This is a genomic window from Runella sp. R0.1_18 (assembly GCF_057652155.1).
This window is the reverse complement of record NZ_JBYFCK010000019.1, coordinates 1-21,375: the sequence shown is the minus strand read 5'-3', so window position 1 is coordinate 21,375 and position 21,375 is coordinate 1. Positions and strand designations below refer to the sequence as shown.

Genomic DNA, 21,375 nt, shown 5'->3' with positions numbered 1-21,375 from the left:
ATCAATTCAAACTCAAACACAAATACAATGAAAAAAGCAATCGTATTGATTCTCGCGCTCGTGGGAGGTATCGTTTCAGAAAGTGTTGCTCAAACCGATTATTGGGTGGGTAAATGGGAGTTTTTTGTCAAAGAAACGCCGCAAGGTGATGTAAAAATGACGGGAAATTTGCTGCGTAAAGATGGGAAGTTGACGGGTGATTTAACGCCAATCACCAGTCAAGCGACGGAAAAAATTGCCATTAGTTCAATTGAGGAAAGTACTGATAAAATCGTGTTGTTCTTCTCGGCGGCGGGATATGATTTGAACCTTGCTCTCAACAAAGTTGACGGAGACAACCTCAAAGGGTTGCTGGCCGATTCGTTTGAAGCAACGGGAAAACGCCTAAAGAGCAATGATTTCTTCGCAGGAAAGTGGGATATTGTGGTGGTGGGTACGCCTAACGGCGATGCCAAATTTACTACTGAGCTTATTCGTAAAGACGGAAAACTGACGGGAGATTTGAAGATGACGGCAGGAGACGCCAAAGAAACGATACCTGCAAAAGTGGAAGAAGCCGAGGGTAAAATCACCCTTTACTTCTCCGCTCAGGGGTACGATGTCAACGTTGAATTAAACAAAGTGGACGACGATAACCTCAAAGGCACGCTGATGAATATGTTTGAAGCGAAGGCAAAAAGGGTGAAGTAATAAAGACAATTATCATCAAAGCCCCCGAAGGACTAAACCTCTTTCGGGGGCTTTTGTTTTATGGCCTTGCTGTGGAGAATTTTATCAATAACAAAAGGGGTTTTAAATGCACGCTAATCAACTCCGCCATTACACTACTTGGGCTCCAATGGAGTCTTTGAAAATACAATATTGAAAGTCAGCGTCGGTTTGTAAGTCGTGGTAACTCATTTTAAACTCCAACTGATTGAGCACAAACTGTGTAATCGAAATCGTTTTTAGGGTATTATTTCTATTCATTTTTAAGTCATTTTTGGGGTCACCACTTCCGCCGTGGTGATGAAAATCTATTACTTTTTGGGGTGCAATGGCTTGTTGCTTAAATTCATCAAACCACTGCTCGCGGGCGCTGATAATGTCAGGAGAATAAAGCGTAACGGAAGACCAAATACGCGGCAAAGTGGCATCGAGTTTGGTAGAAAAAAGGCGAGTGCCATTCCAGCGTAGTTCGGTGAGGGTTAAGTCGTTTGTACTTTCAATGATAACCAATGTAAAAGGTTCAATCCCTTCAAAATCATATTGTTGTGCAAAGGTATTGACATCCAGAAAGATGAAAAAATCCAGCACAACCTTGCCCCGACTTTGTTTGTAAGGTGGCTGTGGAATGTGTTTTTCAAAGCCGCCATTGAGCAAGCACAAAGTAAAATCACCACTGCTGGCAATCCACGTACCACCCCCTTTGGGGTCTTTTGGAAAAAAAACTTGCTGCCCTCCGATGTGGTATTTTTTCGGCGGAATGGCAGGTTCGCGAGATACAGCTTCATCTCGATTAGAAGTGAGTATAAAACCGTTGTCTTGGTATGGAAAGTAAGTTAGAACGCACATGGTAAATCAAAAAAAGGTTTAATGACTAACTGATAGCTCTTGTTTATGACGAATAGTAGAATAAGCCACTCCAAAATCAGACTCCATTGTTATGTGTTTGAAATTTACTTGAATACCTACCCGAATTAAAGCAAAATGATGAATGGAATGTTCGACCATATATACCAATTCACGCATAAAATTAGTCTCAATGATTTCAAAGTTTTCATCATCAAAATTTACTTTTAATTGGATAGGAAAATGTTCTTCTGAAACATTATTAATGAGGAAAGAAATCTCCTCAATAAGTTGCAAAGTGTATCCTAAATTAGTTTCAATGAGCAGGTTTCTTTTTCGGGCATCGTAGTTGATAATACCCGTTGAAAATCCTTCAAATAAACACTGAAAGAATTCGATGGTATGCCTGACGTGCTGCCCAATACTGCATTCGTTCAAAACGGGAAGTTTCTGGGTATATTCGTCGGTAGTTAATTGAGAAAGCAAGCCGTGCAATTGCTTTAGAACGGACAAAGAAGCGTTGATTGTCATCTTATTGTTGCACATTTAAAGTAATAGAAATGGTAGCTACATCGCCCAAAAGCGAACTTTTTTCCCCGATTTCGTACTCCACTCGGTTGAGCTGAAACGTACTTTTCATTTGGGCAGTGGTGCCATTTTGAACGAATGAAAAAGGAATTTTTATGATTTTGGTCGTTTTCTTTAGCGTCAAACTGAACGTACCTACATAATCGTTTTCCTTTACGCCTTTCTCAAACTTCTGCGAAACCATCGTTATTTTTGGGTACTTTTCTACGTCAAAATACTCATCACTCCTCAGGGTTTTGTCCCTGATTTTAAGGTCAGTATCGATTGTTTTTGCGTCAATGCTCGCTTTGATTGTGGCGTTGGAGAGTTCTTTTGGGTCAAAAACGACCGTTCCTACAAACCCCTTAAATGAGCCATCGGCAGTAGCACCCAGGGCGTGCTTTATTTTGAAAGTGATTGAGGCTGAAGTAGGTTTCCAAACCTGCGCTTGCGTAGTCAAAACTACCAAGAACAAGACCAAAAAAAATATTTTATTTGCTAACTTTAAAAGCATAAAGAAAGGTTTTAGAAAAGTGAGTAGGAAACGGCTAAGAATGGCAAAAGTGTTTTGTGCCTAAATCGGTCATTTTCAAAAGTTAAAAGTCGTTCGGTTTTGTATTCTAAAAATTGAAAACTCGCTCCTCCCCGAATCGCAAAACGTTTGTTGACCCAGTAACGGGCGTAGAGTTCAGAATTTAGACTTCCAATGTCACTGTCGCTTATCAATAATAAATTAAAAGAAGTAGGCTTGGCGCTTTGGAGGCTACCGTTGAGTGATCTTGATTCGCTGGCAATGAACTTTCCTGATTGTTTACCACCAAATGAAACTCCAAAAGCGTCAATGTTAAAGCCTACATCTAATTTTTGGAAACTGTATTGCAGCGTAATCGTACTATTTAAACTACCAACGGCCGTTTTTGAGAGTTGTAAGGTGTCAATATTTCCCAGAATGTTTTCGGTAAATAATGCAACTATACTTTGCGAACCTGATGTAAGTTTGGCGGGGGCTGTCAGGTAGTTTTGTTGACCACTGAAAAAGGTATTAAATCGAATTCCCCAACCTATTTTAAAACGGTTTGATTTTCCGATGCCGTAGAGCTGTTGGAAAGACGCTGACGGAGAAACTCCCGACCCAAACGCCGTAGCAAAATCAAGATTACTTTGCTTTTTGGGAATGCTATATTGGGCCCATAATGACGTACTTACGAGAAGGAAAACGAATATTATTTTCATGATTTGATACTTGCTTGAGCTTTTTACAGAATTATTGAAAAATACTTTACTTTAATTTGGCAGAGCCAAACAACACCGAAAACTGCTTGCACCAAATCAGCACGTGATTTTGTTTTTGAAGATTGGCACTCATCGGGATAGTTACAAAACTATTGCCGTTTTTAACCATGTTGGTTACTTGAATAAAGTTAGTAACTGCTTTATCTTCAGCGAGATAAATCCGAAGGTCGGGGCCTGCGTCGGTTTTAAAGTTTTCAAAAACCAACGTTCGGTTTTTGTCTTTGTCTTCGTAAACCCGCACTGTTCCCGACGTGGGATGAACTGCGCTTTCAAACGTACCTTGATAAAGGAGCGTTTGACCAGTAACATCGAACGAACTGGGATTCATCATCACCGTTTCGATGGGCGTCGTTGCGGTATTATTTTGAACAGGAACGGTTTCTTGTTGACACGAAACCAAGGCGATGGCTAGGAAAAAACTACTTAGTACTGTTTTCATGATGATTTGTGTTTATGATACAAATATCATGGTTAGTACTGACGCCAATTGTCGGCCAGACGACCTAATGACTGCTTTTTAGGCTACTTTTTTTAAAATTATTTCGGTACGAGAATAATCCAGAACGCCTTGTTCTTTCAATTCATTAAAAAGCTGAGTCACCGTTTGTCGGGTACTACAAATTAAACTTGCAATGTCTTGGTGGGTAAGGTAATTTTTTAAGACAATTTCTTGCGAGGAGGCCGTTCCTTCTTTGGAAGCCCACTCTTCTAAAAAGCTTTTGAAACGCGTCCGAACGTCTTTAAACATCAAATTGGCGTACCTATTTTGAAGACGTTTAAAGCGAAAACCCATCCATTTTGTGTATGAGAGACTCAATTGGGGGTTTTTCTCCAATAATTTTTCAAAATCATCCATTTTAAAACTGCAACAAATCACACTATCAGATACAGCCACGGCGTATTCATCCGATTGAGTTTCGGTCAGGGTAAATTCTCCGAATATATCTCCTTTTTGAAGTACATCCTTAACAATTTCATTGCCTTTATCGTCGATTTCTACAATTTTTAATGTCCCTTTCTTGAGAAAATACACGCGGGTGTTTTCATCGTGCGAAAACAAAATTATTTCTCCTTTCTTGGCCGATTTAAAGTTTGAAATCATACAAATAGATTTTAACTCGGAAGAAGAAAGGACACTGAAGAGCTTATGGTCACGCAAATACCAGTATTTTGTATCGAGATTCATGGGAAGGTTAAGAAAATTCTAAGCCAATATACAAACTCTAATTAGCATCAACAACATTTAGATTAAATGCGTTTTTACAATTCCCCAAACTTCGCTAAATGGTAGTGGTGAAAAGCCATTTTTTTGATTGATGATACTAATGTTTGCGCTTCGTTTCCAATGCCAGCACAAATCACGGTAGGCTTGCCAAAGCCGATAGCTAGGGTCATAAATGTGCCCTGGATCGGAGCTGACACCGTTTAATTCCATAATTTTTATGTTTTTCCCTCGGTACAAATCGTCCAAACTGGCAACCTTTAAGTCGAACCTTCCGTAATAAAAGCCCGAAAAGTCTTTGCTGACATCGTTGAAAACAGCATCCAATCGACTGTTAATTAGGTGGTTGACGTTAACGAATTTAGTGCCTCGACAGTGATTTCCAATGGGTTCCAACAACCGAATTTCACCTTTGGCGGGAATTTCTTCCATTTTATTACCCAGTTTGGCCGCAAGGGCCCCTAGCTGAAATCGAGCACGGTTTGATTTATCGATTAACTCCCGAACCGTAGAAGTGCCATCGCCTACCACCTTCAAAAACTCCTTCATGGTCAGTGACGACACCCGTCCCGTTTTTTCATTGGGCAGTCGGCTAAAAAGTACCCCCAACTCAATGGGATAGTTGATAAATTCCTGAAGAATATACGCCCCATTTGTTTGGATATGATAAACTTCCAACTGGCCAATGTTCTCAATCTTAGCGACGTTTGTTCCTCTTTCGCCAATGTTAGGTTTTGCAATGATAGGAAACTGTAAGTGGCTGTTTTTTAGTCGTTTGATGGCTTCTTCAAAGGGTGTTTTGTAGTCTATAAAAACCGTGGTGGGTAAATACGCAGGATTGATTTTACGGAGAATGTCAATTTTGCTTTCACCATAAAAACCCCCTGCTTCTATTCCAGGGTTAACGGCGGTAAAATAGGTTAATGAACGCGATTTGAGTGCCAAATATAACCAATAGGGAGTCATTGGTAGGTAAAAAAGCCACCAAGGCCAGTATTCGTAGTTGAATATTTTGACGAGGAAAAGGGGAAGTTTCATGTTACTTGACTGGAAAATAGGTATGAACCAATTGTTGGGCTTGTTTACGGTGTAAAACTTGAATGATGATGGATAGTTTTAAAACAATAATGGCCAGAATAAACAACTGCCCGCCATCGCCCTGCGATTCGATACCAATCACCAACAAGTGAGACGCTATAGCGCCTACCATTAGGCCCATGGCCAAAAAGCCTCCCAAGAATGCAGTCGCTGGGATCAATAATAAGATACCCGTAATCAACTCAAGCACGCCCGTTGCTATTCTGCCCCAAGGTTCAACCCCTAGTTTGGTAAACAATGCCACTGACTCAGGGTGGGCAGTAAATTTAAAATAGAGCGTTTGTAATAAAATAGCCGCCGCTATGATTCTTAAAATCCAAGAGATGATAGTTACCGTTTTCATGACTTAGTAGGTGGTTTAGTGAAAAAATACAGTCCAGCTTTTATCGGCCTTGGCTTTTAGATTGGTTTCATCTTTATTCCATTTTGTCAAGGTGTTGTTGGTCCAAGAATGGTAAAAGAGGTACAACTTGCCGTTCAAGATTTTGAAAGTTTCGGGATCCACTTCTACTTTTTCGCCCGTGGCACCCATGGCATAGGCGCACCATCCGCCGTATTGAGGTTCGTATTTTTTTGGGTCTTTTGAAAACAATTCTTTATTGGCTGCACTTGTAAAACGGTATATAACTCCTTCAAAGACAGTGCTTATTTGTTTGTTGCCTTCCACAGCTTTGTTTTGGGTAAAGTAGGCAACAGGGTCATAGCCTTGTATTGCCAAACCGTTTTCAAGGTTAAATTGCTTCTGACGCTGTAACGCCTGACTATATACGAATAGCGGCATTACGGCTAAAAAAAACAGAAAAAGATGGTTCGTTTTCATTTGGGTAATAGGGGATTGGTTAGTTGTTTTTGTTTAAAATAGGCCAGTATTCGTTGGCTTTTTGAATACGATTTGGAATATCCTTTGACCACAATTCCTTGACTTTTTTGCTGTAATTCAGGTATAGTTTTTGGTCAACAATAGTCCATGCGTTTGGGTCGGTCGGGGATTTGTGGTTTTCACTTACGCCGTAGGCACAAAATCCGCCAAATTGGGGCGCGTATTTCTCTGGATTGGCTTTGAACGCTTCTAAATGATCACTTGAACTGAATAGCCATTTGGCACCCATCCATTCGTAAACGTGCGATTCGCTGCCTTCAACAGCTTTACTGTCGGTGAAATACGCTACGGCGTCGTGACCGTTGATGGCGATGCCATTCTTCTGATAAATGGCTTTTTCTTGGGCAAAGAGGCTTGTTGAAACAAGCAAGAACAACAGGGCGAGCAATAAGAGTGGCTTTTGCATTGGTAGAATGATGATAAAATAATTGAATGATACAAAGATGGTCAAGTAGGGCATCTCCAATTGTCGGTGAGCCGACAATCAGAGCAATATTTTAAAGGTTTGGTACAAAGACATGGAAATAAAAAATAAGGCAATGAGTTTGTGAGGCGAAAACTGCTGCATAATGAAGCCCAATTGGGTTTGAAAACGATGCGCTACATACGCAAAAAGCAGTAAAATCAGAAAAGCCCCCAAAGCAGCTCCGACGACAAAGGAAAGTTGGGCACTCAACGTGTCAAACGTAAAATAGGAATGTAAATAAATCAGTACAATTACCCAAAAAGGAAAAAGTTGCGGGTTGAGTAGTCCCCCGACAAAACCTTGTACGACCTCCTTTGAGCGATTTGGAAAGTACATTTTGTCTTTTTTTATTGAGGTTTTTGACCAACTATACACCCCAACAAAGAAGAAAAAGGGAACAACCGCTAGTTCTAGGGTTTTTAGTAGAGCAGGATGATGGGTTAAAAAAACGTGACTTTTGAGGGCGGCAAAGGTATAGATGATTTCGGGTAAAGTACCACTGACGGCCACCCATACCCCCGTTTTAAAATTACGGTTGAGGGTTGCTTGAACTACTGATACATTGACAGGGCCAGGATGAATAGAGCCTGCAAAACTGATGAGTGCCGTCACTGAAAGAATGGCAAATGATTCGAACATACCTTTGTTGATTAACAAAACAAAGGTATGGCGAGGCTACTTGGTGAATTGTCGGTCAAATGACATTTGCCCCAAAATACTGAATGACTAGCGATGGCCAACGAGTACTTTTTTAAGGTCGCCTTTTTCGGCCATCACCAAATACAGGACGTAAGGAGCAAACACGATGATACCCATGATGGTGGCAATGGGTGCTAAAAGGAGCGAACTTGTCGAAAATTGGTTGCGCCAAACAATCCAAAGGCCCGATAAAAGTAAGTAAGAACTGAAGTCCACATTAAATTGACCGCTCCAATTGACCAGAAGAATGTCGTTCAGAAAAACGTCGAATAGCCCCAAACCGTGGCCATTAATGACCAAAATGGTGTAAATAAAGACGCCAAGGGCTTGTGCAGCGAGTAGTACTGTAAGGAACCCAGTTTGATTTTGAGAAGGTTTCATAATTGTGTTAGATGACGAGCGTTTTGATGTATATATAGTTGAGAGATGTTTTTAAAGGTGGAGATATTACGCAACGGTTGTTGCAGGTTTCCAAAGTGGTCCTACGGCCAGTAAAAGCACCAACACATTAAAAAAGACATTGGAGACGTTGCCAGAGGCATAAGAACCCACACTGTCCAAACAAAACCACGCGATTAGTCCCGCAACGACGGCTTTTCGGGTGGCTTCGGGAGCGCTATCGTACACCCATTTTTGCAAAAACCAGATGGTGACTCCCCAGCCAAAAAGAAATCCGCCCGTGAGCGCTGATAAAAATTGAGTGGTTGGAGCCTCGTACGTTTGAAGACCGTCAAGTGGCCAACTCAGTACGTCAAGCGACCACCGAGCGGGCTCAGAGGTAGAAAGTCGTGTTCCCAAAGAGAAAATAGGGCCAAAAGAACCCACAACTACGGAGGTGAATTTTAAGTAGGATTTATGCGAACGTATGCTCATTGTGCTTTACGATTAGGTGTTTATGAAAATTGGGGCATGACGGTAGCCCTGCTAAAGAACACTAGTGATGATTACTAGCGCTTTGGCATGCAATGTTACGTATAAGCAGAGAGACCGTTTAGACGGAAGCGTACAATCGAAATTAGCCTAACCGTTGGGTAATGCTTTTGAGTTTGGCAAAGTACTCAGAAAGCCAAGGATAAGTAAGGTTTTCGGGGGTAATTTGAAGGTAAAAGTTTTCGAGAGCGAGCTCAAAAATCCCTGAAAGCTGTTGTTCATTGAGGCGAAGGTTTAATTCTCTAACCCATAACCATACAAAACTATTGCCAATGATTTGGTTGGATTGCTGCAAGGTTTCGGCAAATGCTTTGGTAGAACGATGAACGCGTAGTTGTCGGTTGAAAAGCAAGTCGATTTTATGGTCAAGCAAAACCTGAATGAGTTCGGGATCAATGGCCTGAGCGACAAGCTCTTTTTGGGCAATAATTTTGGATTGTTTGAGGTGTAATTGAAGGAGATGTTCAATAAAAACATCCATGTCCGCAAAATGGTGATAAAACGAAGATTTGCTGATGCCCACTTTTTTGGCAAGTTTTTCAACCTTGAGCTCTCCCAAACCAAAGAGGCTAAAGTGCTCGTATCCAGTCGTAATCCAAATTTCCCTGCTGTCGGTCATGACTATACATTAGTAATGGTTCAGCAAAAATAGCGTTATAAACAACACATTAAGCCCAATCGAAGCCAGCAAATTGAGCCGCATGGTATTTTTAAAATTGGCTTTTGATTCGTCGAGCCAAGTTTTACGAAACCAATCTAAGAAAAAAACAAGTGTAGGAGAGGTGAGCATAATAAAAAATAGAAAGTGCCGATACGGTAAATAGTACCAAAAACCAACAGCGGCTAGCGAGTAAATGCTCGCCGTGAACAAAAAAGTCCCCCGAATTCCCAACAGCAGGCTTAATGTTCGGTCACCTCGTTTGGCGTCTTCCTCGTGTTGGTAGATTTGGGTCATGGGGTAAACGGCCCACAGCATCATCGAACTTAATAGCGCAGGCAAAAGCGAGCTTGTCATGGGCAAACTCACAGGTGAAATGGCCTGCTGGGTGCTGATATAGACAAATGCCCCTTGAAAAAAACCTACGATTAACCAGCTTAAAAACGGGTATTTTTTCAAACGAATCAACGTATGACTGTACGATTTTGACACCAATCCGTACACCAATACCGCCGCTGCAAAGACGTAATCGACCCAAATAAGGGAAATAACAACGGCCAAAATATCCATGACCCAAGCGGTATAAAATAGTTTTTTATCGACGGCGGGAGGTTTTTCTAATCCGCCAATGCTACCTTCGTCTTTGTCAAAATAACTGTTGTAGGCGTTGCTGGCTGGATAAACCAACAGGTGCCAAATGACAAAAATCCAAGCGGCTTTTGATACGTCAAAATCGCGCGTTTGGCTCAGAGAAAACCAATACACGGGCATCAAAAACAGTGAAAATGGTAAACGAAGGTGCAATAATAGGGCGCGAGCATTCATAACAGTTGTGCGTTAGAACGGGGTTCCGTGAGTGAGGCTAATGATTTTTTTGACTAAGAAAGGAAAAGGTTTGAGGCTCCGAAGTAACACTTCAGTTTGAAATTCACTCCCAAATTGGGCTTGAATTTGTCGTCCTAACCACAGCCGACGTTTAAAATGCTGGTTCCAGCTGGTGGTAAATTGAGCTTCTAATTCATGGCGAGAAATTGTTCCATTAGTATATTTATCGATCCACTCAAACGCAATTTTTGAGCCGTGCAGCGCCATGCTCATGCCGTTGCCGCACAGGGGTGTAATCATCCCTGCGGCATCGCCGAGCAGTAGCACGTGGTTTTCGACCAAGCTTTTGGGTTCAAAACTAATTTGGGAAATGGTGACGGGTTCGGGAAATAAAAAGTCGGCATTGGCAAAAATTGATTTCAAATAAGGATTCCGAAAGAGCACTTGTTCGTGCATTTGTTCTAGTTTATTGCCCGATTTTTTGAGGTTTTGGGCCGTTGTGAGGTAGCATAAGCAGTATTTGTCGTCCTCAATGGCCGAAATGCCACAGTAGCCGTCCACAAAATTGTGCAAGGCGATTTTGTCTTTGGGGAAATCGGTTTTAAGGTGGTACTTGACCCCAAGGTAATTGTTGAGGCGGGTAGTTTTACTTTGAACAAAGGGCCGTTTCCACGTAACATCGAGGTTTGATTTTTTCCCAAAACTTCCCACACAGCAATCCACTTCCCACGTTTGTTGGTTGGCCGAGATGATAAACGAATCGGTGTCTGTCAGGTAGTCAATCTTGCTAACGGTATGTTTTTCTAATACTTGTACTCCCACCGAGCGGGCAACGCGCGCAAGTTCGTCGTCGAGTTGGAAGCGACTCAGCCCAAATCCACCCAATGGGAGAGTTTCGGTCACAGTTGTGCCTTTAGGCGACGAGATTTCGAGGCGTTTGATCATGGGCAAGTTCCATTCGGTCAGAGGGACGCCCAAGCGTTCAATAAAATCGTAGGATTCGAGGCTGATGTATTCGCCACAAACGCGGTGGAAAGGGTAAGTATTCTTTTCAAATAACGTCACTTCAAAACCCTTTCGAGCTGCCTGTATGGCGAGACTCAAGCCTCCCAAGCCTCCGCCTACAATGCCAAGTTTATTTTTGCGCATGTTGTACTATAATTAAAAATCGAAACGCCCATTGCCAACGTATAGTGTAATGCGAAATACCTGCTTTGGTAAGTAACGTTTCCCATTCTGAACGCGTAAAACCACGCCTGACCGAAAGCGGTGCGTCATTTTTGACCAAATAAGAACGGGAAAAAAGCTGAGTCAAGACCTTAATTGAATAGTATGCCAAGGCGTGTCGGTGCAAATCAGCAATGATGAACCCCTTGGTCGAATGTTGATTCATCCATTGCAGCATGTCCACCAATTGTTCGTCGTTAAAATGATGACAAAAAAGGGAATTGAAGAGTACGTCAGGTTTTTTATGAAACGTAGCTTTCTGATAATCGGCCGTTTGAAAACGAACCGATGGGTTTTGACTTCGCGCGTAGGTCGTACAATCGAGCTTCAAATCGACTCCTTCGAGCGAGAAATCGGGGTATTTCGACCGAATCGCGCCAAGGTTATCGCCGCCTCCTGAGCCAATTTCCACCACATAGAGGGAAGCGGTTTGTTTGGCAAATTTTGAAATGCCATTGAGCACCACCCGATGCCCGCCAAGCAAAGTATTGATGATTTTGAGCTCTTTTAAATTCTGAAACAAATCAACTGATGGGATGTCGTCGGCATCCAAGAGTTCGGGCGTGTAGGAGCGTTTTTTGAAATTTATCATGCCAAAATCATGCTTTCCATGGTGATACCTGGCCCAAAAGCAACCGTAAACGTCTTGCCTTCTTGGCGGGATGAAAATAGTTGTTTTAGGACAAATAAAATGGTAACCGAAGACATATTTCCGTAATTTCTCAGAATGTCAAACGAGACTTCGTTGGCGGTTTTCTCTAGGCTCATGGCGCGCTGGACTGCTTCAAGGATGCTTTTTCCTCCAGGATGAATTGCCCAATGTTGAATATCTTGGCGCAGAATTCGTTGGTGTTGAAGGGCGTTTTCAATCATTCCCCGAATCGACTGCTCCAACAATTTTGGCACTTCGTTGCTCAAGGTCATTAAAAAACCATAGTCCGAAATTTTCCACGTCATGTCATTTTTGCCTGCCAAAGCAAGTTCAGAGTAGAACCCTTCGATGCTTTTCCCTTGTGCATCGTTGGTCACCAAGCAAGCCGCTGCGCCGTCGGCAAATAATAAGTTAGAGGTTTGGGTATCGAGCGATTTTCCTTTTTGAAAATGCAAAGTACATAACTCGGTACAAACTACTAATACTTTTGCGGTAGGCACATTTCTACAAAAGGCATCGGCTAGTTTCAGGGCGTGAATTGCGGCGTAGCAACCCATAAAATTGACTGAGTTCCGTACAATGGTGGGGGAGAGGCCGAGGGCTTCTATCAATTGAATATCCAGCCCTGGTGCCATTAGTCCAGTACAACTAACTGTTATTAAGTGAGTTATTGTGGGTAAGTCGAAGGTGGAAGAAAGGTCGGTAATAGCGGCATGGGCGAGCGAAAGAGCATTGTTTTCAAAAAAAGTCATTCGTTGCGATACCGTCGGAAACGGCTCTAAGTCGGCTGTTTTGGGATAAAACTCAAATTCGGATGTTGCACAACTGTAATCTGGTAGTACCGAATGACGAAACGAAATACCACTACGGTGATACATCAACGACAGCCGCCTTGATTCATCATCAGAGTAATTTTCTGCTGCAATCATAAACCTCAAAATGTCGGATTGATGATGCCGATGGGGTGGAACAGCCGTTCCAATGGCGTTGATAAAAGGCATTTATGTAGCTTTCGAGTTAATGAATTGCGCAAATTAAGCAGTTTGGCATTTTACCAAATGTCGCCCAAACGACACACAACGGCTTAATTTAGTATATTAACTAGAAATAGGCGAAGGAGTTTAAGAAAATCATTTCTCCTTCCATGCCCACGGCTGCCAATCTTATGATTTATTTCTCAAAGAGGTCTTTCTTGGAGAGGGGTATGATGGTATTTTTTATAACCACATTTTTAGCGTTATACTTCTCAATTTTATCTTTGTTGACGATAAATGCTCGGTGAATTTGAATGAATTTTGAAGGAGGTAATACTTCTAAAATTTGTGAAATAGTTGCACGAGATTTAAACGTTTTCTCGTTGGTATAAAAGAGTAAATAATTTCCTTCTGAATTGATAAAATTGATGTCTTCTAATGGCAATTCGACTTTATATTCGCCATCTTTTACCAAAATGGTAGGCTTGGGTTTGTCTTCTTTTGAAGATTTTATGAGCGCCAATTCAATAGATGCGATCAAGTCGCTGTTTTTAAAGGGTTTGGTGAGGTAAGAATAAGGTGACGTTGCAATAGCTTCACTGATGATGTTGGTATTTTCGTAAGCTGTCAGATAGATGAATGGTACTTTTTGTTTATTTTGAATGAGATTTCCCAAACTAATGCCGTCCATTTCTCCATCGCCGAGATTGATGTCAAGAATAGCGAGGTCAACCAATTCGTTATTGAAAATTGCCAAGGCCTCGTCGGCATTTTTAGCTTCTAAAACCTGATAACTATTTTCTTGAAGAATTTTCTTAGTAAGTCTTCTATTCAGAAAATCATCTTCTACGATTAGTATTACTTTTGAATTCATTGCTAAGGTCGTTAAAAACACATTTTCAGTTCAAACCCTTTTTTGAGTTGTGTTTCCACTGTGCCATTGAGTTGGTCAATCAGTCCTTTTGTGATTTCTACGCCAAGCCCTTTGGTTTGTACATTCTTAAAATCAAAGCCAACGCCATTGTCGATGTAGTGCAGGCAATTCTTTTTTGAGTTTTTCTCTTGGGTGATTTCGATATTGATAATGCCTTTTGTTTGATTCTTGAAAGCGTGTTTCATGCTATTGCTAACCAACTCGACGATAATCAAACCCAAGGGCAATGCTTTTGTGATGGACAAAATCTCGATGTCACAAGTGATAAACAGACTCACATTTTTTTCTTTGATGTCATACGAATCCTTGACGAGTTCGGATAAGTCGGTTACGTACCGTTTTAAGTCCACCTCATTGACACTTTCTGAAACATTCAATTTTTTATGGAGTAAAGCAATCGAATGAATCCGATTTTGGTTGCTTCTTATCAAGTCGTCGATGTTGCTATGGCTCGCTGATTCTTTCTGGATTTCTAAGATGCTGATTACATACTGCAGATTGTTTTTTACGCGATGTTGCAGTTCAGAAAGGAGTACCTGTTTTTGCTCCATTGTTTTCTCTATTTCCTCCTTTTGAAGGCTTATTTCTCGATTTTTGTCCTTCAAAACTGCATTGTTTTTTTGTTTTTGACGGTTGTTCCGAATCAAAATAATAGTCAGTAATCCAAAAAAAATAAGAAATCCAATGAGTGTATTTTGCCTGATAGAATTGTTGTATTCTTTTTTAGCTTCTACCAATTCTCGTTCACGTTGTTTGATGGTATTGACAATATTTTGCGTTTGGAAAATTCTAGACGTCGTGTAAAGACTATCGTTAGAAGCGTTTACTATTTTCAGATAATTGATTGCTTTGGCGGGATTTTTTTGTTCGTAGATTTGCGCTAAAATTTTGGCGGAGCTTGTGGTGAGTACTAAGTTTTTGAATTTTCGGCCGCCTTCTAAGGCTTTTTCCGCGTAAAAAATAGCCGAGTCGGGTCGGTTCATTGCCTGAAAAACCCCTGCCAAATCGACCGACTGCTCAGATTCTAAAAAAGGATTGCCAAATTTGTTTGAGAAACTAATCGCAGTTCTTAGATAGTGTAATGCTTGTGGGTAGTTTTTGCGTTTTTTTTCTACCCTTCCCATGACGGCATTGGCATAGGAGACCTCTATGGGAATGTTCAATTTTCTACAATTAGTATCTATTAATTTTCCATAATACATGGCAGAATCAAGCTCGTTTAAATTTTCATAAACCTCGCCAAGATTATGGTAAATCAGCCATTTCCCGTTGTTAGGAAGTGATTCTATTTCTGGGTCGTTTTTGGCTTTTAATAACCATTCTAATCGGTGTTTATTATCTTGTTGTTTTTCATAAACAAGAGCGATTAAGTTATAAAAAACGATTTCTAACTTAGGATATTTTGCTTGACTTACCTGCAAGCCTTCATAAGCTGATTGCATACCGTTTTGCCAATCACCCGTGATGGTTGAGACGAAGCTCAACGCCTGTAAAGAAACCAATTCGCCATAGGTGTAATTGAGTTTTCTGGCGAGTTTGATTGACTCGGTTGCATACACGACAGCTTGGCGAGGGTCGGTCATGGTATGATACCTTGCCAAACGCCATAAGCTGATGACGTTATTGGTGTCTTCGGCGCCTACTTCTACATTTAGTTTCAATTTTTTGACTTCACTTTCAGGTAAGGAGAGAGGTTGCCCAAATACAGTATAAGAAGCTAAAAATAAAAGCGCTATTTTGATAAGTATGTTGGGCATTTTTCAGTGGGTAGCAGTACTAAAAAAACACCTTTCTCTATTCTTTATTTGTGAAGAGAAAAAGGTGTTTTTATCCTCTAATCGTAAATATAAGTCAAATTTGATTAGAATGGTTTCGGGATAACAAGTTTTCCAGTACCACACACATTGATTGTGCCTGTTGTTTTCCACGCAAATGTTACGGGTTTTGAGGGATCAGTTACTTTAATAACCCAATTTTGCTCGTAATTGCCCGAACCAATAGCGCCAAGAGGCTTACAAGATTCACAAGTCCCGTTGGTGATTTCTAAATTGGCTGCCGAAAAAGTAGCACCACCATTTGGCGCTCCCCATTTCATTTTGGCATTAAGTTTACCCGTTTCAGTGGTTTTTTGCAACATGAAGTGATGCGTGTTTTTTAGTTTCATGTCTTTGTCACACCACAGCGTATTGTGATTTTGGGCATTTACAAAATGTCCGATAAACAGAGCTATTGCGAGGGTAAAGAATAATTTTTTCATTTCGGTAAATAATTAAGCGTTTATCGCCTACTCTAAATCAGCATTTTCGGCATCCTGCTTTGATCAAATTATTTTAATCCTTTAGGTTATAATGCGCTTTCACGGCATTATAATCTGAGAAATCTACTACTCCTTTACGACCATTGCGGAGGTCGTTGGCAGGGATAATCACTATACGAGTTGAAGCTGCAAGTGTTGACGTCGAAGCTATTTTTCTATAAATATTTATTCCTGCGGTGTTTCCAGCAAAAGTAGTTTCATAGTAGAATTCATGTTCAACTCCATTTGCTGGGACAATACCAGGGATAGCATACCAACCATAAGAGGTTGCGTTATTTGGTGTGCCATTGGTCATATAGATTAATATAGCACTACTATTCATTATTGCAGGCGTGACATTAGAAGGGAAAACAAATTGTTGAGCTGAGCCTTTTGCAGCCGTCCAAGTTTTGGCTGCGTATGAGATTTGAATCACGTTGGCATTGCCATTTTGCCCCGCAGGCCCAGCTGGCCCTGTTGGACCCGCAGGCCCAGCCACTCCCGCAGGCCCTGTTGGTCCGACTGCTCCTGCTGGCCCTTCACAATTTGTGAATAATAAACTACTACAAACTACTGATAATGATAGAAATACGGATAGAAAAGGTGATTTTTTCATTGCTCCTGCGTACCTCCGCCGAGTGTTTAAATTGCTTGAGATTTGATTATGAAACAAATGTAGATTGGCGGGCAAAAGCCACAAAATTTCTGGGATATAAGTCGGATTTTAGGGATAGAAAATAAGATTTCGCAATTCACCCCTAAACAGTTACATAAACCTGTTAAGATTTTTCTTCTGTTTGATTTTCGTAAGTTTTGGTTTGAAAAGCGTTTAGGAGGGGGGATGAATCAAACTACTTTTGCAATCTCAAACCATCAATAAATCAAGTACATGCGTCTTCAGTTGCCGAAAGTAGGGGTCGAAAAAATAATCACTGTTTTATTAATCATTGGATTAGGTCGCGTATGTAAGGGACAGCAAGCTGATTCAACGGCTCAGGTGGTTAATTTTAAGGCTACAGGAAGTATCACCAACAATGGTTTTTCGTTCATCCCTGCCTTTTCGTTGGGTAAACCTGCGGCTATTTTCAACCTCAACATAAACGGTGGCAAGCGATTTAGTTTTGAACCAGAGTTTCGATTTTCGCTTCAAGACGGGCGGCCTTGGTCATTTATTTTTATTTGGCGTTATAAAATTATTGACCAAAAACGGTTTCAACTGACGGCAGGTACGCATTTCCCAGCAGTGCCTTTTCGAGTACTTGCGTATGAAACAGCGCCACAAATCAAAAATACCCTTGCCGTATCTCGCGTGATTCCTGTCGAGCTTACACCTACTGTTGTGGTGGGTAAGCGACTAAGTGTGAGCCTTTTTTGTCTTTACGCAAAAGGTATCAGCGACGATGCCGTTAATCATACATCGTTGATTTCGCTCCGAACGGTTTCGGTGATTTCTTGCGGGAAAAACCTTTTATTGAGAATAAACCCCCAGTTGTTTTATCTAAAATTAGACAGTAAGTCAGGATTTTATACTGCTGCTAACTTTACTTTATCGTCGCCCAAATCTCCTTTTTTTATAGGCTCGACGGTCAATGTGCCGTTAAAAACCGATATTGCAGGAAAGCCGTTGGATTGGAATGTAAGTATTGGTTATACGTTGGATAAAAAGCTAGTTGTTAAAAAATAATGGAAAAAGCAGAAAGCCTTCAGGATTTTTACAGCCGAAAATTTGAGTGGATTCCCGAGAGTTTAAGCAAAGACATCGGGCACGTAAATGTATTTCGCTTGCCTCATCCTGCCAATAAACCCGTGCCGTACCGTCGGCGCGACTTTTTTAAAGTAACGCTTTGCCGAGGAGGGAGTCGGATTCATTATGCCGACAAGGTATTTTCGTTTGAAAAACAGGCACTTGTGTTTTCTAATCCATTTATTCCGTACAAATGGGAGCACATCGACGACGAAATAGAGGGTTTTTATGTGGTTTTCAACGCTCGCTTTTTTAATCAGTTTGGCAACTTGATACAGTACGAAGTTTTTCAACCCGTTGGTACCCACGTTTTTGAATTGGACGATGCACAGTTTGGGGCATTGGGGGGCGTTTTTGAAAAAATGGAAGCCGAATTAGCCTCCGAATACATCCATAAATACGACGCCATTCGAAACCTGATTTATGAGCTGATTCATTATGCGATGAAAACGCGCCCCTCTACACGCGTAGAACAATTGCCCATCAATGCTGCCCAGCGGATTCATTGGTTGTTTTTGGAACTGTTGGAGAGGCAGTTTCCCATTGACGAAAATCACGTTGAAATACAATTAAGAACGGCCTCCGATTTTGCGACACAACTCAATATCCACGTCAATCACCTTAACAGGGCAGTGAAAGAAACGGGTGGGAAAACAACCTCACAACTCATCGGTGAAAGATTGTTGCAAGAAGCTAAAATCATGCTCAAACAAAGCAAATGGAGTGTGGCAGAAATTGCTTTCGCTTTGGGTTTTACAGAGGTGACACATTTTACTAATTTTTTCAAAAAGCATACCGATGTAAGCCCTGTGAAGTTTCGGAAATCGTAAGTTTTTTATCTCCAAAGTAAATATTATAATGAAAAAAAGAACATTAGGAAACCAAGGACTCGAAGTCTCAGCCATTGGATTGGGCTGTATGGGCATGAGCTTTGGCTATGCGCCTTTTCCGCCCAAAGAAGATTCAATTAAACTGCTTAGAAACGCTGTTGAACAGGGCGTTACGTTTTTTGATACCGCCGAGGTGTATGGCCCTTACAACAACGAAGAAATTGTTGGTGAAGCGCTTGCACCATTTAAACACCAAGTGGTGATTGCCACAAAATTTGGCTTTGACATTCATGATGGAAAAATGGTTGGGGTCAATTCACGACCTGATAACATTCGCCGCGCTGTTGAGGGCTCGCTGAAACGGCTCAACGTTGAGACAATTGATTTGCTTTATCAACACCGTGTGGATCCCAATGTCCCTATTGAGGAAGTAGCAGGAACGGTCAAAGACCTGATACAAGAAGGGAAAGTTACGTATTTTGGGCTGTCAGAAGCAGGGGCGACCACGATACGAAAGGCCCACGCAGTAGTGCCCGTTTCGGCGCTGCAAAGTGAATATTCGCTATGGACGCGCCAGCACGAAATCGAAATTATCCCAACCATTGAGGAGTTAGGGATTGGCTTTGTGCCGTTTAGTCCGTTGGGCAAAGGTTTTTTGACAGGGGCTATCGACGAGCACCGAAAATTTGAAGCAGGTGATATTCGGGGAGTTATCCCACGTTTTACGGAAGAGGCGCGTATTGCCAATAAAGCGCTGGTTGACGTTATTGCCCGTTTTGCTCAAAGACACCAAGCGACCAACGCCCAAATAGCGTTGGCGTGGGTGTTGGCTCAAAAACCTTGGATTGTACCCATTCCTGGAACAACCAAATTACATCGTTTAACAGAGAATAATGGTGCGGTAAATATTCAGCTATCAGCCGCAGAAGTAGCAGAATTAACCAAAGCTTCTGAAGAAGTAAAAATTATGGGAACAAGATACACGGAAGCAATGGAGAAAAGTACGGGGTTGTGATTTAGTTCAACCCTCGAAACTCCATTGGCGTAAGCCCAACTTTTTGCTTGACGCCGTTGCGGTTAGAAAACCTTATAAAATATTGTGGATATTTGTTTGAAGTTTAACTTGTGGAAAATTTTGGTTATTTAGGCACTCTATGATTGAGGTATAAAGTTATCCAAAAAAACCGATTTCTTCCGAAATATCTCTATTTAGTTTTGATAAGACCCTCCTTTCAAGTTCTTCATCTGAAGTATAGTTGCTTGTTACCATTCGTTTGATATCACTAATACTTGAAAACAATGTTCCTTCATATTGCTCGAATAGCTGATTGATATAAGGTTCAGAGTAAGTTAGTGCCCTCTGTAAAATTTCACTAACATAATCTTTATGTTTATTATATAAACTTAGAAGTTCTAAGTCTCTAATATTATTTTCTGTTTTAAAGTTTGTATTTTTAAAATTAATATCAAAACTATCAATTTTTCCATAAAAAAAATCTATTCCGTTTCCTAATTTTGGTTTTATAGAGAATTTACATTGGTTAAAATCTTCAATATATGGATGTATATAATTATCAAGAGTCCAGTCTTTATCATGTTTAAATGTAGAATTGCAAATTTTACATGAAGGAATGAGATTATAGAACGACAATGCCAAGTAAGGGTATTTGGATTGTGAAAAGAAATGGTCGAATTCAGGCCTTGTTTGTCCCTTATTTGAACCTTTGGAAATTATTGTAAATGTATATTGTCGATTGCAATAGGGGCATACATTTACTTGAAGACTTTCAGCAAGTGAATAGGCATTATAATTAGTTTTGTGTTTTTTTGTGAAATTTTTATAATTGAATACCTTCTCAACTTCTTCCTTATTAGCTGGCTCGTAAGGTATTTTGGTAATAATATCATTATATAAAATATAAGGATTTCCTTCGAGTATTTTTTCTAAATTATCCTTAATGAACTCAAATAAGTTGCATTTTTTACTTTTCATTCGTTCAGTTATACAATTGTTTAGAGAATTTTGGTGTTTTTTTGACAGCTCTGCTATATTGTGCCTATATATTTGAATCATTATTTTTAATGGCTTTAAGTTCGTTTATTTGGCGTTGGAGGTGTTCAATTTTGTTGTCAATATTTAGGTTTATTTTCTCATTAAATAAATCTATTAACTTTTTTCGAATAATAGGTTCTCCTATTAGCGGAATAATCTTTTTTATTTCTTCTTTTCGGTACGAAGAAAGTGGAGTATTTCCTATCAGATCATCTATTAATTTGTTGATTTTTTGTTTGGCAAAATCGCCCATTACACCTTCCTTCATAAAAAAACTGTCAGCTAAAAGACTATGAATATTGGCTCCAAAAGTCATTCGCTTATCTTGTAAAGGATTTTTATTGACAACTTTACAAACTCCTCCTTCATCTTTCTCCAAAAATATAACATGATAGTTTGGTAACTGTTTAGGTACGCTATTTGCATAGATGAGATTATGGAAGAGTTGATTAAAGAAATATCGGACTTGAAGGCGT

28 protein-coding genes are annotated in these 21,375 nt (G+C 40.6%); 4 read left to right on the top strand and 24 right to left on the bottom strand.

What is annotated here, in order from left to right:
- Positions 1-27: 27 nt before the first annotated feature.
- Positions 28-690 (top strand): hypothetical protein, encoded by a 663-nt coding sequence (locus AC23P2_RS24815; RefSeq protein ID WP_487775682.1) that lies wholly within the window; start codon positions 28-30, stop codon positions 688-690.
- A 129-nt stretch (positions 691-819) separates the two neighbouring features.
- Here AC23P2_RS24815 and AC23P2_RS24810 read toward each other — a convergent pair whose 3' ends face one another.
- From AC23P2_RS24810 to AC23P2_RS24705, 22 genes are all read right to left on the bottom strand, one after another.
- Positions 820-1,554, bottom strand: a complete 735-nt coding sequence (locus AC23P2_RS24810; RefSeq protein WP_487775681.1) for an NRDE family protein — start codon at positions 1,552-1,554, stop codon at positions 820-822.
- Positions 1,555-1,572: 18 nt separating this feature from the next.
- Positions 1,573-2,082: a hypothetical protein gene (locus AC23P2_RS24805; RefSeq protein ID WP_487775680.1), complete on the bottom strand. Its 510-nt coding sequence runs from the start codon at positions 2,080-2,082 to the stop codon at positions 1,573-1,575.
- A gap of 1 nt (position 2,083) precedes the next feature.
- On the bottom strand, positions 2,084-2,632 hold the full coding sequence (locus AC23P2_RS24800) for a YceI family protein (protein ID WP_487775679.1): 549 nt from the start codon (positions 2,630-2,632) through the stop codon (positions 2,084-2,086).
- A gap of 11 nt (positions 2,633-2,643) precedes the next feature.
- A complete protein-coding gene (locus AC23P2_RS24795) occupies positions 2,644-3,351 on the bottom strand; it encodes a hypothetical protein (protein ID WP_487775678.1) in 708 nt (235 codons plus the stop codon).
- Between the two features lie 46 nt (positions 3,352-3,397).
- Positions 3,398-3,850, bottom strand: coding sequence for a DM13 domain-containing protein (locus tag AC23P2_RS24790; RefSeq protein WP_487775677.1), 453 nt, complete (start codon positions 3,848-3,850; stop codon positions 3,398-3,400).
- Between the two features lie 78 nt (positions 3,851-3,928).
- Entirely contained in the window at positions 3,929-4,597 is a 669-nt protein-coding gene (locus tag AC23P2_RS24785) for a Crp/Fnr family transcriptional regulator (protein WP_487775676.1), read from the bottom strand.
- 57 nt (positions 4,598-4,654) lie between these two features.
- Positions 4,655-5,671 (bottom strand): ATP-grasp domain-containing protein, encoded by a 1,017-nt coding sequence (locus AC23P2_RS24780; RefSeq protein WP_487775675.1) that lies wholly within the window; start codon positions 5,669-5,671, stop codon positions 4,655-4,657.
- Position 5,672: 1 nt separating this feature from the next.
- The gene (locus AC23P2_RS24775; protein ID WP_487775674.1) at positions 5,673-6,074 is read right to left on the bottom strand and encodes a DoxX family protein; all 402 of its coding nucleotides are present in this window, start codon (positions 6,072-6,074) and stop codon (positions 5,673-5,675) included.
- Positions 6,075-6,089: 15 nt separating this feature from the next.
- Entirely contained in the window at positions 6,090-6,551 is a 462-nt protein-coding gene (locus AC23P2_RS24770; protein ID WP_487775673.1) for a YHS domain-containing (seleno)protein, read from the bottom strand.
- A 19-nt stretch (positions 6,552-6,570) separates the two neighbouring features.
- Entirely contained in the window at positions 6,571-7,017 is a 447-nt protein-coding gene (locus tag AC23P2_RS24765; protein ID WP_487775672.1) for a YHS domain-containing (seleno)protein, read from the bottom strand.
- Between the two features lie 78 nt (positions 7,018-7,095).
- Positions 7,096-7,716, bottom strand: a complete 621-nt coding sequence (locus AC23P2_RS24760; protein WP_487775671.1) for a LysE family transporter — start codon at positions 7,714-7,716, stop codon at positions 7,096-7,098.
- Positions 7,717-7,803: 87 nt separating this feature from the next.
- Entirely contained in the window at positions 7,804-8,157 is a 354-nt protein-coding gene (locus AC23P2_RS24755; RefSeq protein ID WP_487775670.1) for a hypothetical protein, read from the bottom strand.
- A 66-nt stretch (positions 8,158-8,223) separates the two neighbouring features.
- A complete protein-coding gene (locus AC23P2_RS24750; protein WP_487775669.1) occupies positions 8,224-8,649 on the bottom strand; it encodes a hypothetical protein in 426 nt (141 codons plus the stop codon).
- A 142-nt stretch (positions 8,650-8,791) separates the two neighbouring features.
- Positions 8,792-9,325, bottom strand: coding sequence for a TetR/AcrR family transcriptional regulator (locus AC23P2_RS24745; RefSeq protein WP_487775668.1), 534 nt, complete (start codon positions 9,323-9,325; stop codon positions 8,792-8,794).
- Between the two features lie 9 nt (positions 9,326-9,334).
- Positions 9,335-10,189, bottom strand: coding sequence for a UbiA family prenyltransferase (locus AC23P2_RS24740; RefSeq protein ID WP_487775667.1), 855 nt, complete (start codon positions 10,187-10,189; stop codon positions 9,335-9,337).
- Between the two features lie 12 nt (positions 10,190-10,201).
- On the bottom strand, positions 10,202-11,338 hold the full coding sequence (locus tag AC23P2_RS24735; RefSeq protein ID WP_487775666.1) for an NAD(P)/FAD-dependent oxidoreductase: 1,137 nt from the start codon (positions 11,336-11,338) through the stop codon (positions 10,202-10,204).
- Positions 11,325-12,008, bottom strand: a complete 684-nt coding sequence (locus tag AC23P2_RS24730) for a methyltransferase domain-containing protein (RefSeq protein WP_487775665.1) — start codon at positions 12,006-12,008, stop codon at positions 11,325-11,327. Before AC23P2_RS24730 ends, AC23P2_RS24735 begins: the two co-directional genes overlap by 14 nt.
- Positions 12,005-13,069, bottom strand: coding sequence for a type III polyketide synthase (locus AC23P2_RS24725; RefSeq protein WP_487775664.1), 1,065 nt, complete (start codon positions 13,067-13,069; stop codon positions 12,005-12,007). The genes AC23P2_RS24730 and AC23P2_RS24725 overlap by 4 nt, the downstream gene beginning before the upstream one ends.
- Before the next feature lie 169 nt (positions 13,070-13,238).
- On the bottom strand, positions 13,239-13,916 hold the full coding sequence (locus tag AC23P2_RS24720; protein WP_487775663.1) for a LytR/AlgR family response regulator transcription factor: 678 nt from the start codon (positions 13,914-13,916) through the stop codon (positions 13,239-13,241).
- 11 nt (positions 13,917-13,927) lie between these two features.
- Positions 13,928-15,733, bottom strand: a complete 1,806-nt coding sequence (locus AC23P2_RS24715) for a tetratricopeptide repeat-containing sensor histidine kinase (RefSeq protein ID WP_487775662.1) — start codon at positions 15,731-15,733, stop codon at positions 13,928-13,930.
- A 104-nt stretch (positions 15,734-15,837) separates the two neighbouring features.
- Entirely contained in the window at positions 15,838-16,233 is a 396-nt protein-coding gene (locus AC23P2_RS24710; protein ID WP_487775661.1) for a hypothetical protein, read from the bottom strand.
- A gap of 73 nt (positions 16,234-16,306) precedes the next feature.
- Positions 16,307-16,963 carry a collagen-like triple helix repeat-containing protein gene (locus AC23P2_RS24705; protein ID WP_487775660.1) on the bottom strand — a complete coding sequence of 219 codons (657 nt, stop codon included), beginning with the start codon at positions 16,961-16,963 and terminating at the stop codon, positions 16,307-16,309.
- A gap of 198 nt (positions 16,964-17,161) precedes the next feature.
- Here AC23P2_RS24705 and AC23P2_RS24700 point away from each other — a divergent pair, with 198 nt between their 5' ends.
- The 3 genes from AC23P2_RS24700 to AC23P2_RS24690 are packed head-to-tail and all read left to right on the top strand — an operon-like array spanning position 17,162 to position 19,861.
- A complete protein-coding gene (locus AC23P2_RS24700) occupies positions 17,162-17,956 on the top strand; it encodes a hypothetical protein (protein WP_487775659.1) in 795 nt (264 codons plus the stop codon).
- Positions 17,956-18,846, top strand: coding sequence for a helix-turn-helix domain-containing protein (locus AC23P2_RS24695; protein WP_487775658.1), 891 nt, complete (start codon positions 17,956-17,958; stop codon positions 18,844-18,846). The genes AC23P2_RS24700 and AC23P2_RS24695 overlap by 1 nt, the downstream gene beginning before the upstream one ends.
- Before the next feature lie 28 nt (positions 18,847-18,874).
- Complete coding sequence (locus AC23P2_RS24690; RefSeq protein ID WP_487775657.1) at positions 18,875-19,861, top strand: aldo/keto reductase; 987 nt, start codon at positions 18,875-18,877, stop codon at positions 19,859-19,861.
- A gap of 156 nt (positions 19,862-20,017) precedes the next feature.
- On the opposite strand, the gene AC23P2_RS24685 is transcribed toward AC23P2_RS24690, so the two are convergent.
- Both AC23P2_RS24685 and AC23P2_RS24680 read right to left on the bottom strand, forming a co-directional pair.
- On the bottom strand, positions 20,018-20,839 hold the full coding sequence (locus AC23P2_RS24685) for a hypothetical protein (RefSeq protein WP_487775656.1): 822 nt from the start codon (positions 20,837-20,839) through the stop codon (positions 20,018-20,020).
- A gap of 64 nt (positions 20,840-20,903) precedes the next feature.
- A partial coding sequence (locus AC23P2_RS24680) for a hypothetical protein (protein WP_487775655.1) occupies positions 20,904-21,375 on the bottom strand: 472 nt, incomplete at its 5' end.

Coding starts and splice junctions, on each gene's coding strand:
- AC23P2_RS24795 (WP_487775678.1), bottom strand. CDS start 3,351: ATGAAAATAATATTCGTTTTCCTTCTCGTAAGTACGTCATTATGGGCC.
- AC23P2_RS24785 (WP_487775676.1), bottom strand. CDS start 4,597: ATGAATCTCGATACAAAATACTGGTATTTGCGTGACCATAAGCTCTTC.
- AC23P2_RS24815 (WP_487775682.1), top strand. CDS start 28: ATGAAAAAAGCAATCGTATTGATTCTCGCGCTCGTGGGAGGTATCGTT.
- AC23P2_RS24765 (WP_487775672.1), bottom strand. CDS start 7,017: ATGCAAAAGCCACTCTTATTGCTCGCCCTGTTGTTCTTGCTTGTTTCA.
- AC23P2_RS24805 (WP_487775680.1), bottom strand. CDS start 2,082: ATGACAATCAACGCTTCTTTGTCCGTTCTAAAGCAATTGCACGGCTTG.
- AC23P2_RS24720 (WP_487775663.1), bottom strand. CDS start 13,916: ATGAATTCAAAAGTAATACTAATCGTAGAAGATGATTTTCTGAATAGA.
- AC23P2_RS24750 (WP_487775669.1), bottom strand. CDS start 8,649: ATGAGCATACGTTCGCATAAATCCTACTTAAAATTCACCTCCGTAGTT.
- AC23P2_RS24740 (WP_487775667.1), bottom strand. CDS start 10,189: ATGAATGCTCGCGCCCTATTATTGCACCTTCGTTTACCATTTTCACTG.
- AC23P2_RS24800 (WP_487775679.1), bottom strand. CDS start 2,632: ATGCTTTTAAAGTTAGCAAATAAAATATTTTTTTTGGTCTTGTTCTTG.
- AC23P2_RS24745 (WP_487775668.1), bottom strand. CDS start 9,325: ATGACCGACAGCAGGGAAATTTGGATTACGACTGGATACGAGCACTTT.
- AC23P2_RS24715 (WP_487775662.1), bottom strand. CDS start 15,733: ATGCCCAACATACTTATCAAAATAGCGCTTTTATTTTTAGCTTCTTAT.
- AC23P2_RS24810 (WP_487775681.1), bottom strand. CDS start 1,554: ATGTGCGTTCTAACTTACTTTCCATACCAAGACAACGGTTTTATACTC.
- AC23P2_RS24790 (WP_487775677.1), bottom strand. CDS start 3,850: ATGAAAACAGTACTAAGTAGTTTTTTCCTAGCCATCGCCTTGGTTTCG.
- AC23P2_RS24755 (WP_487775670.1), bottom strand. CDS start 8,157: ATGAAACCTTCTCAAAATCAAACTGGGTTCCTTACAGTACTACTCGCT.
- AC23P2_RS24690 (WP_487775657.1), top strand. CDS start 18,875: ATGAAAAAAAGAACATTAGGAAACCAAGGACTCGAAGTCTCAGCCATT.
- AC23P2_RS24685 (WP_487775656.1), bottom strand. CDS start 20,839: ATGAAAAGTAAAAAATGCAACTTATTTGAGTTCATTAAGGATAATTTA.
- AC23P2_RS24700 (WP_487775659.1), top strand. CDS start 17,162: ATGCGTCTTCAGTTGCCGAAAGTAGGGGTCGAAAAAATAATCACTGTT.
- AC23P2_RS24695 (WP_487775658.1), top strand. CDS start 17,956: ATGGAAAAAGCAGAAAGCCTTCAGGATTTTTACAGCCGAAAATTTGAG.
- AC23P2_RS24725 (WP_487775664.1), bottom strand. CDS start 13,069: ATGCCTTTTATCAACGCCATTGGAACGGCTGTTCCACCCCATCGGCAT.
- AC23P2_RS24760 (WP_487775671.1), bottom strand. CDS start 7,716: ATGTTCGAATCATTTGCCATTCTTTCAGTGACGGCACTCATCAGTTTT.
- AC23P2_RS24775 (WP_487775674.1), bottom strand. CDS start 6,074: ATGAAAACGGTAACTATCATCTCTTGGATTTTAAGAATCATAGCGGCG.
- AC23P2_RS24780 (WP_487775675.1), bottom strand. CDS start 5,671: ATGAAACTTCCCCTTTTCCTCGTCAAAATATTCAACTACGAATACTGG.
- AC23P2_RS24770 (WP_487775673.1), bottom strand. CDS start 6,551: ATGAAAACGAACCATCTTTTTCTGTTTTTTTTAGCCGTAATGCCGCTA.
- AC23P2_RS24710 (WP_487775661.1), bottom strand. CDS start 16,233: ATGAAAAAATTATTCTTTACCCTCGCAATAGCTCTGTTTATCGGACAT.
- AC23P2_RS24735 (WP_487775666.1), bottom strand. CDS start 11,338: ATGCGCAAAAATAAACTTGGCATTGTAGGCGGAGGCTTGGGAGGCTTG.
- AC23P2_RS24730 (WP_487775665.1), bottom strand. CDS start 12,008: ATGATAAATTTCAAAAAACGCTCCTACACGCCCGAACTCTTGGATGCC.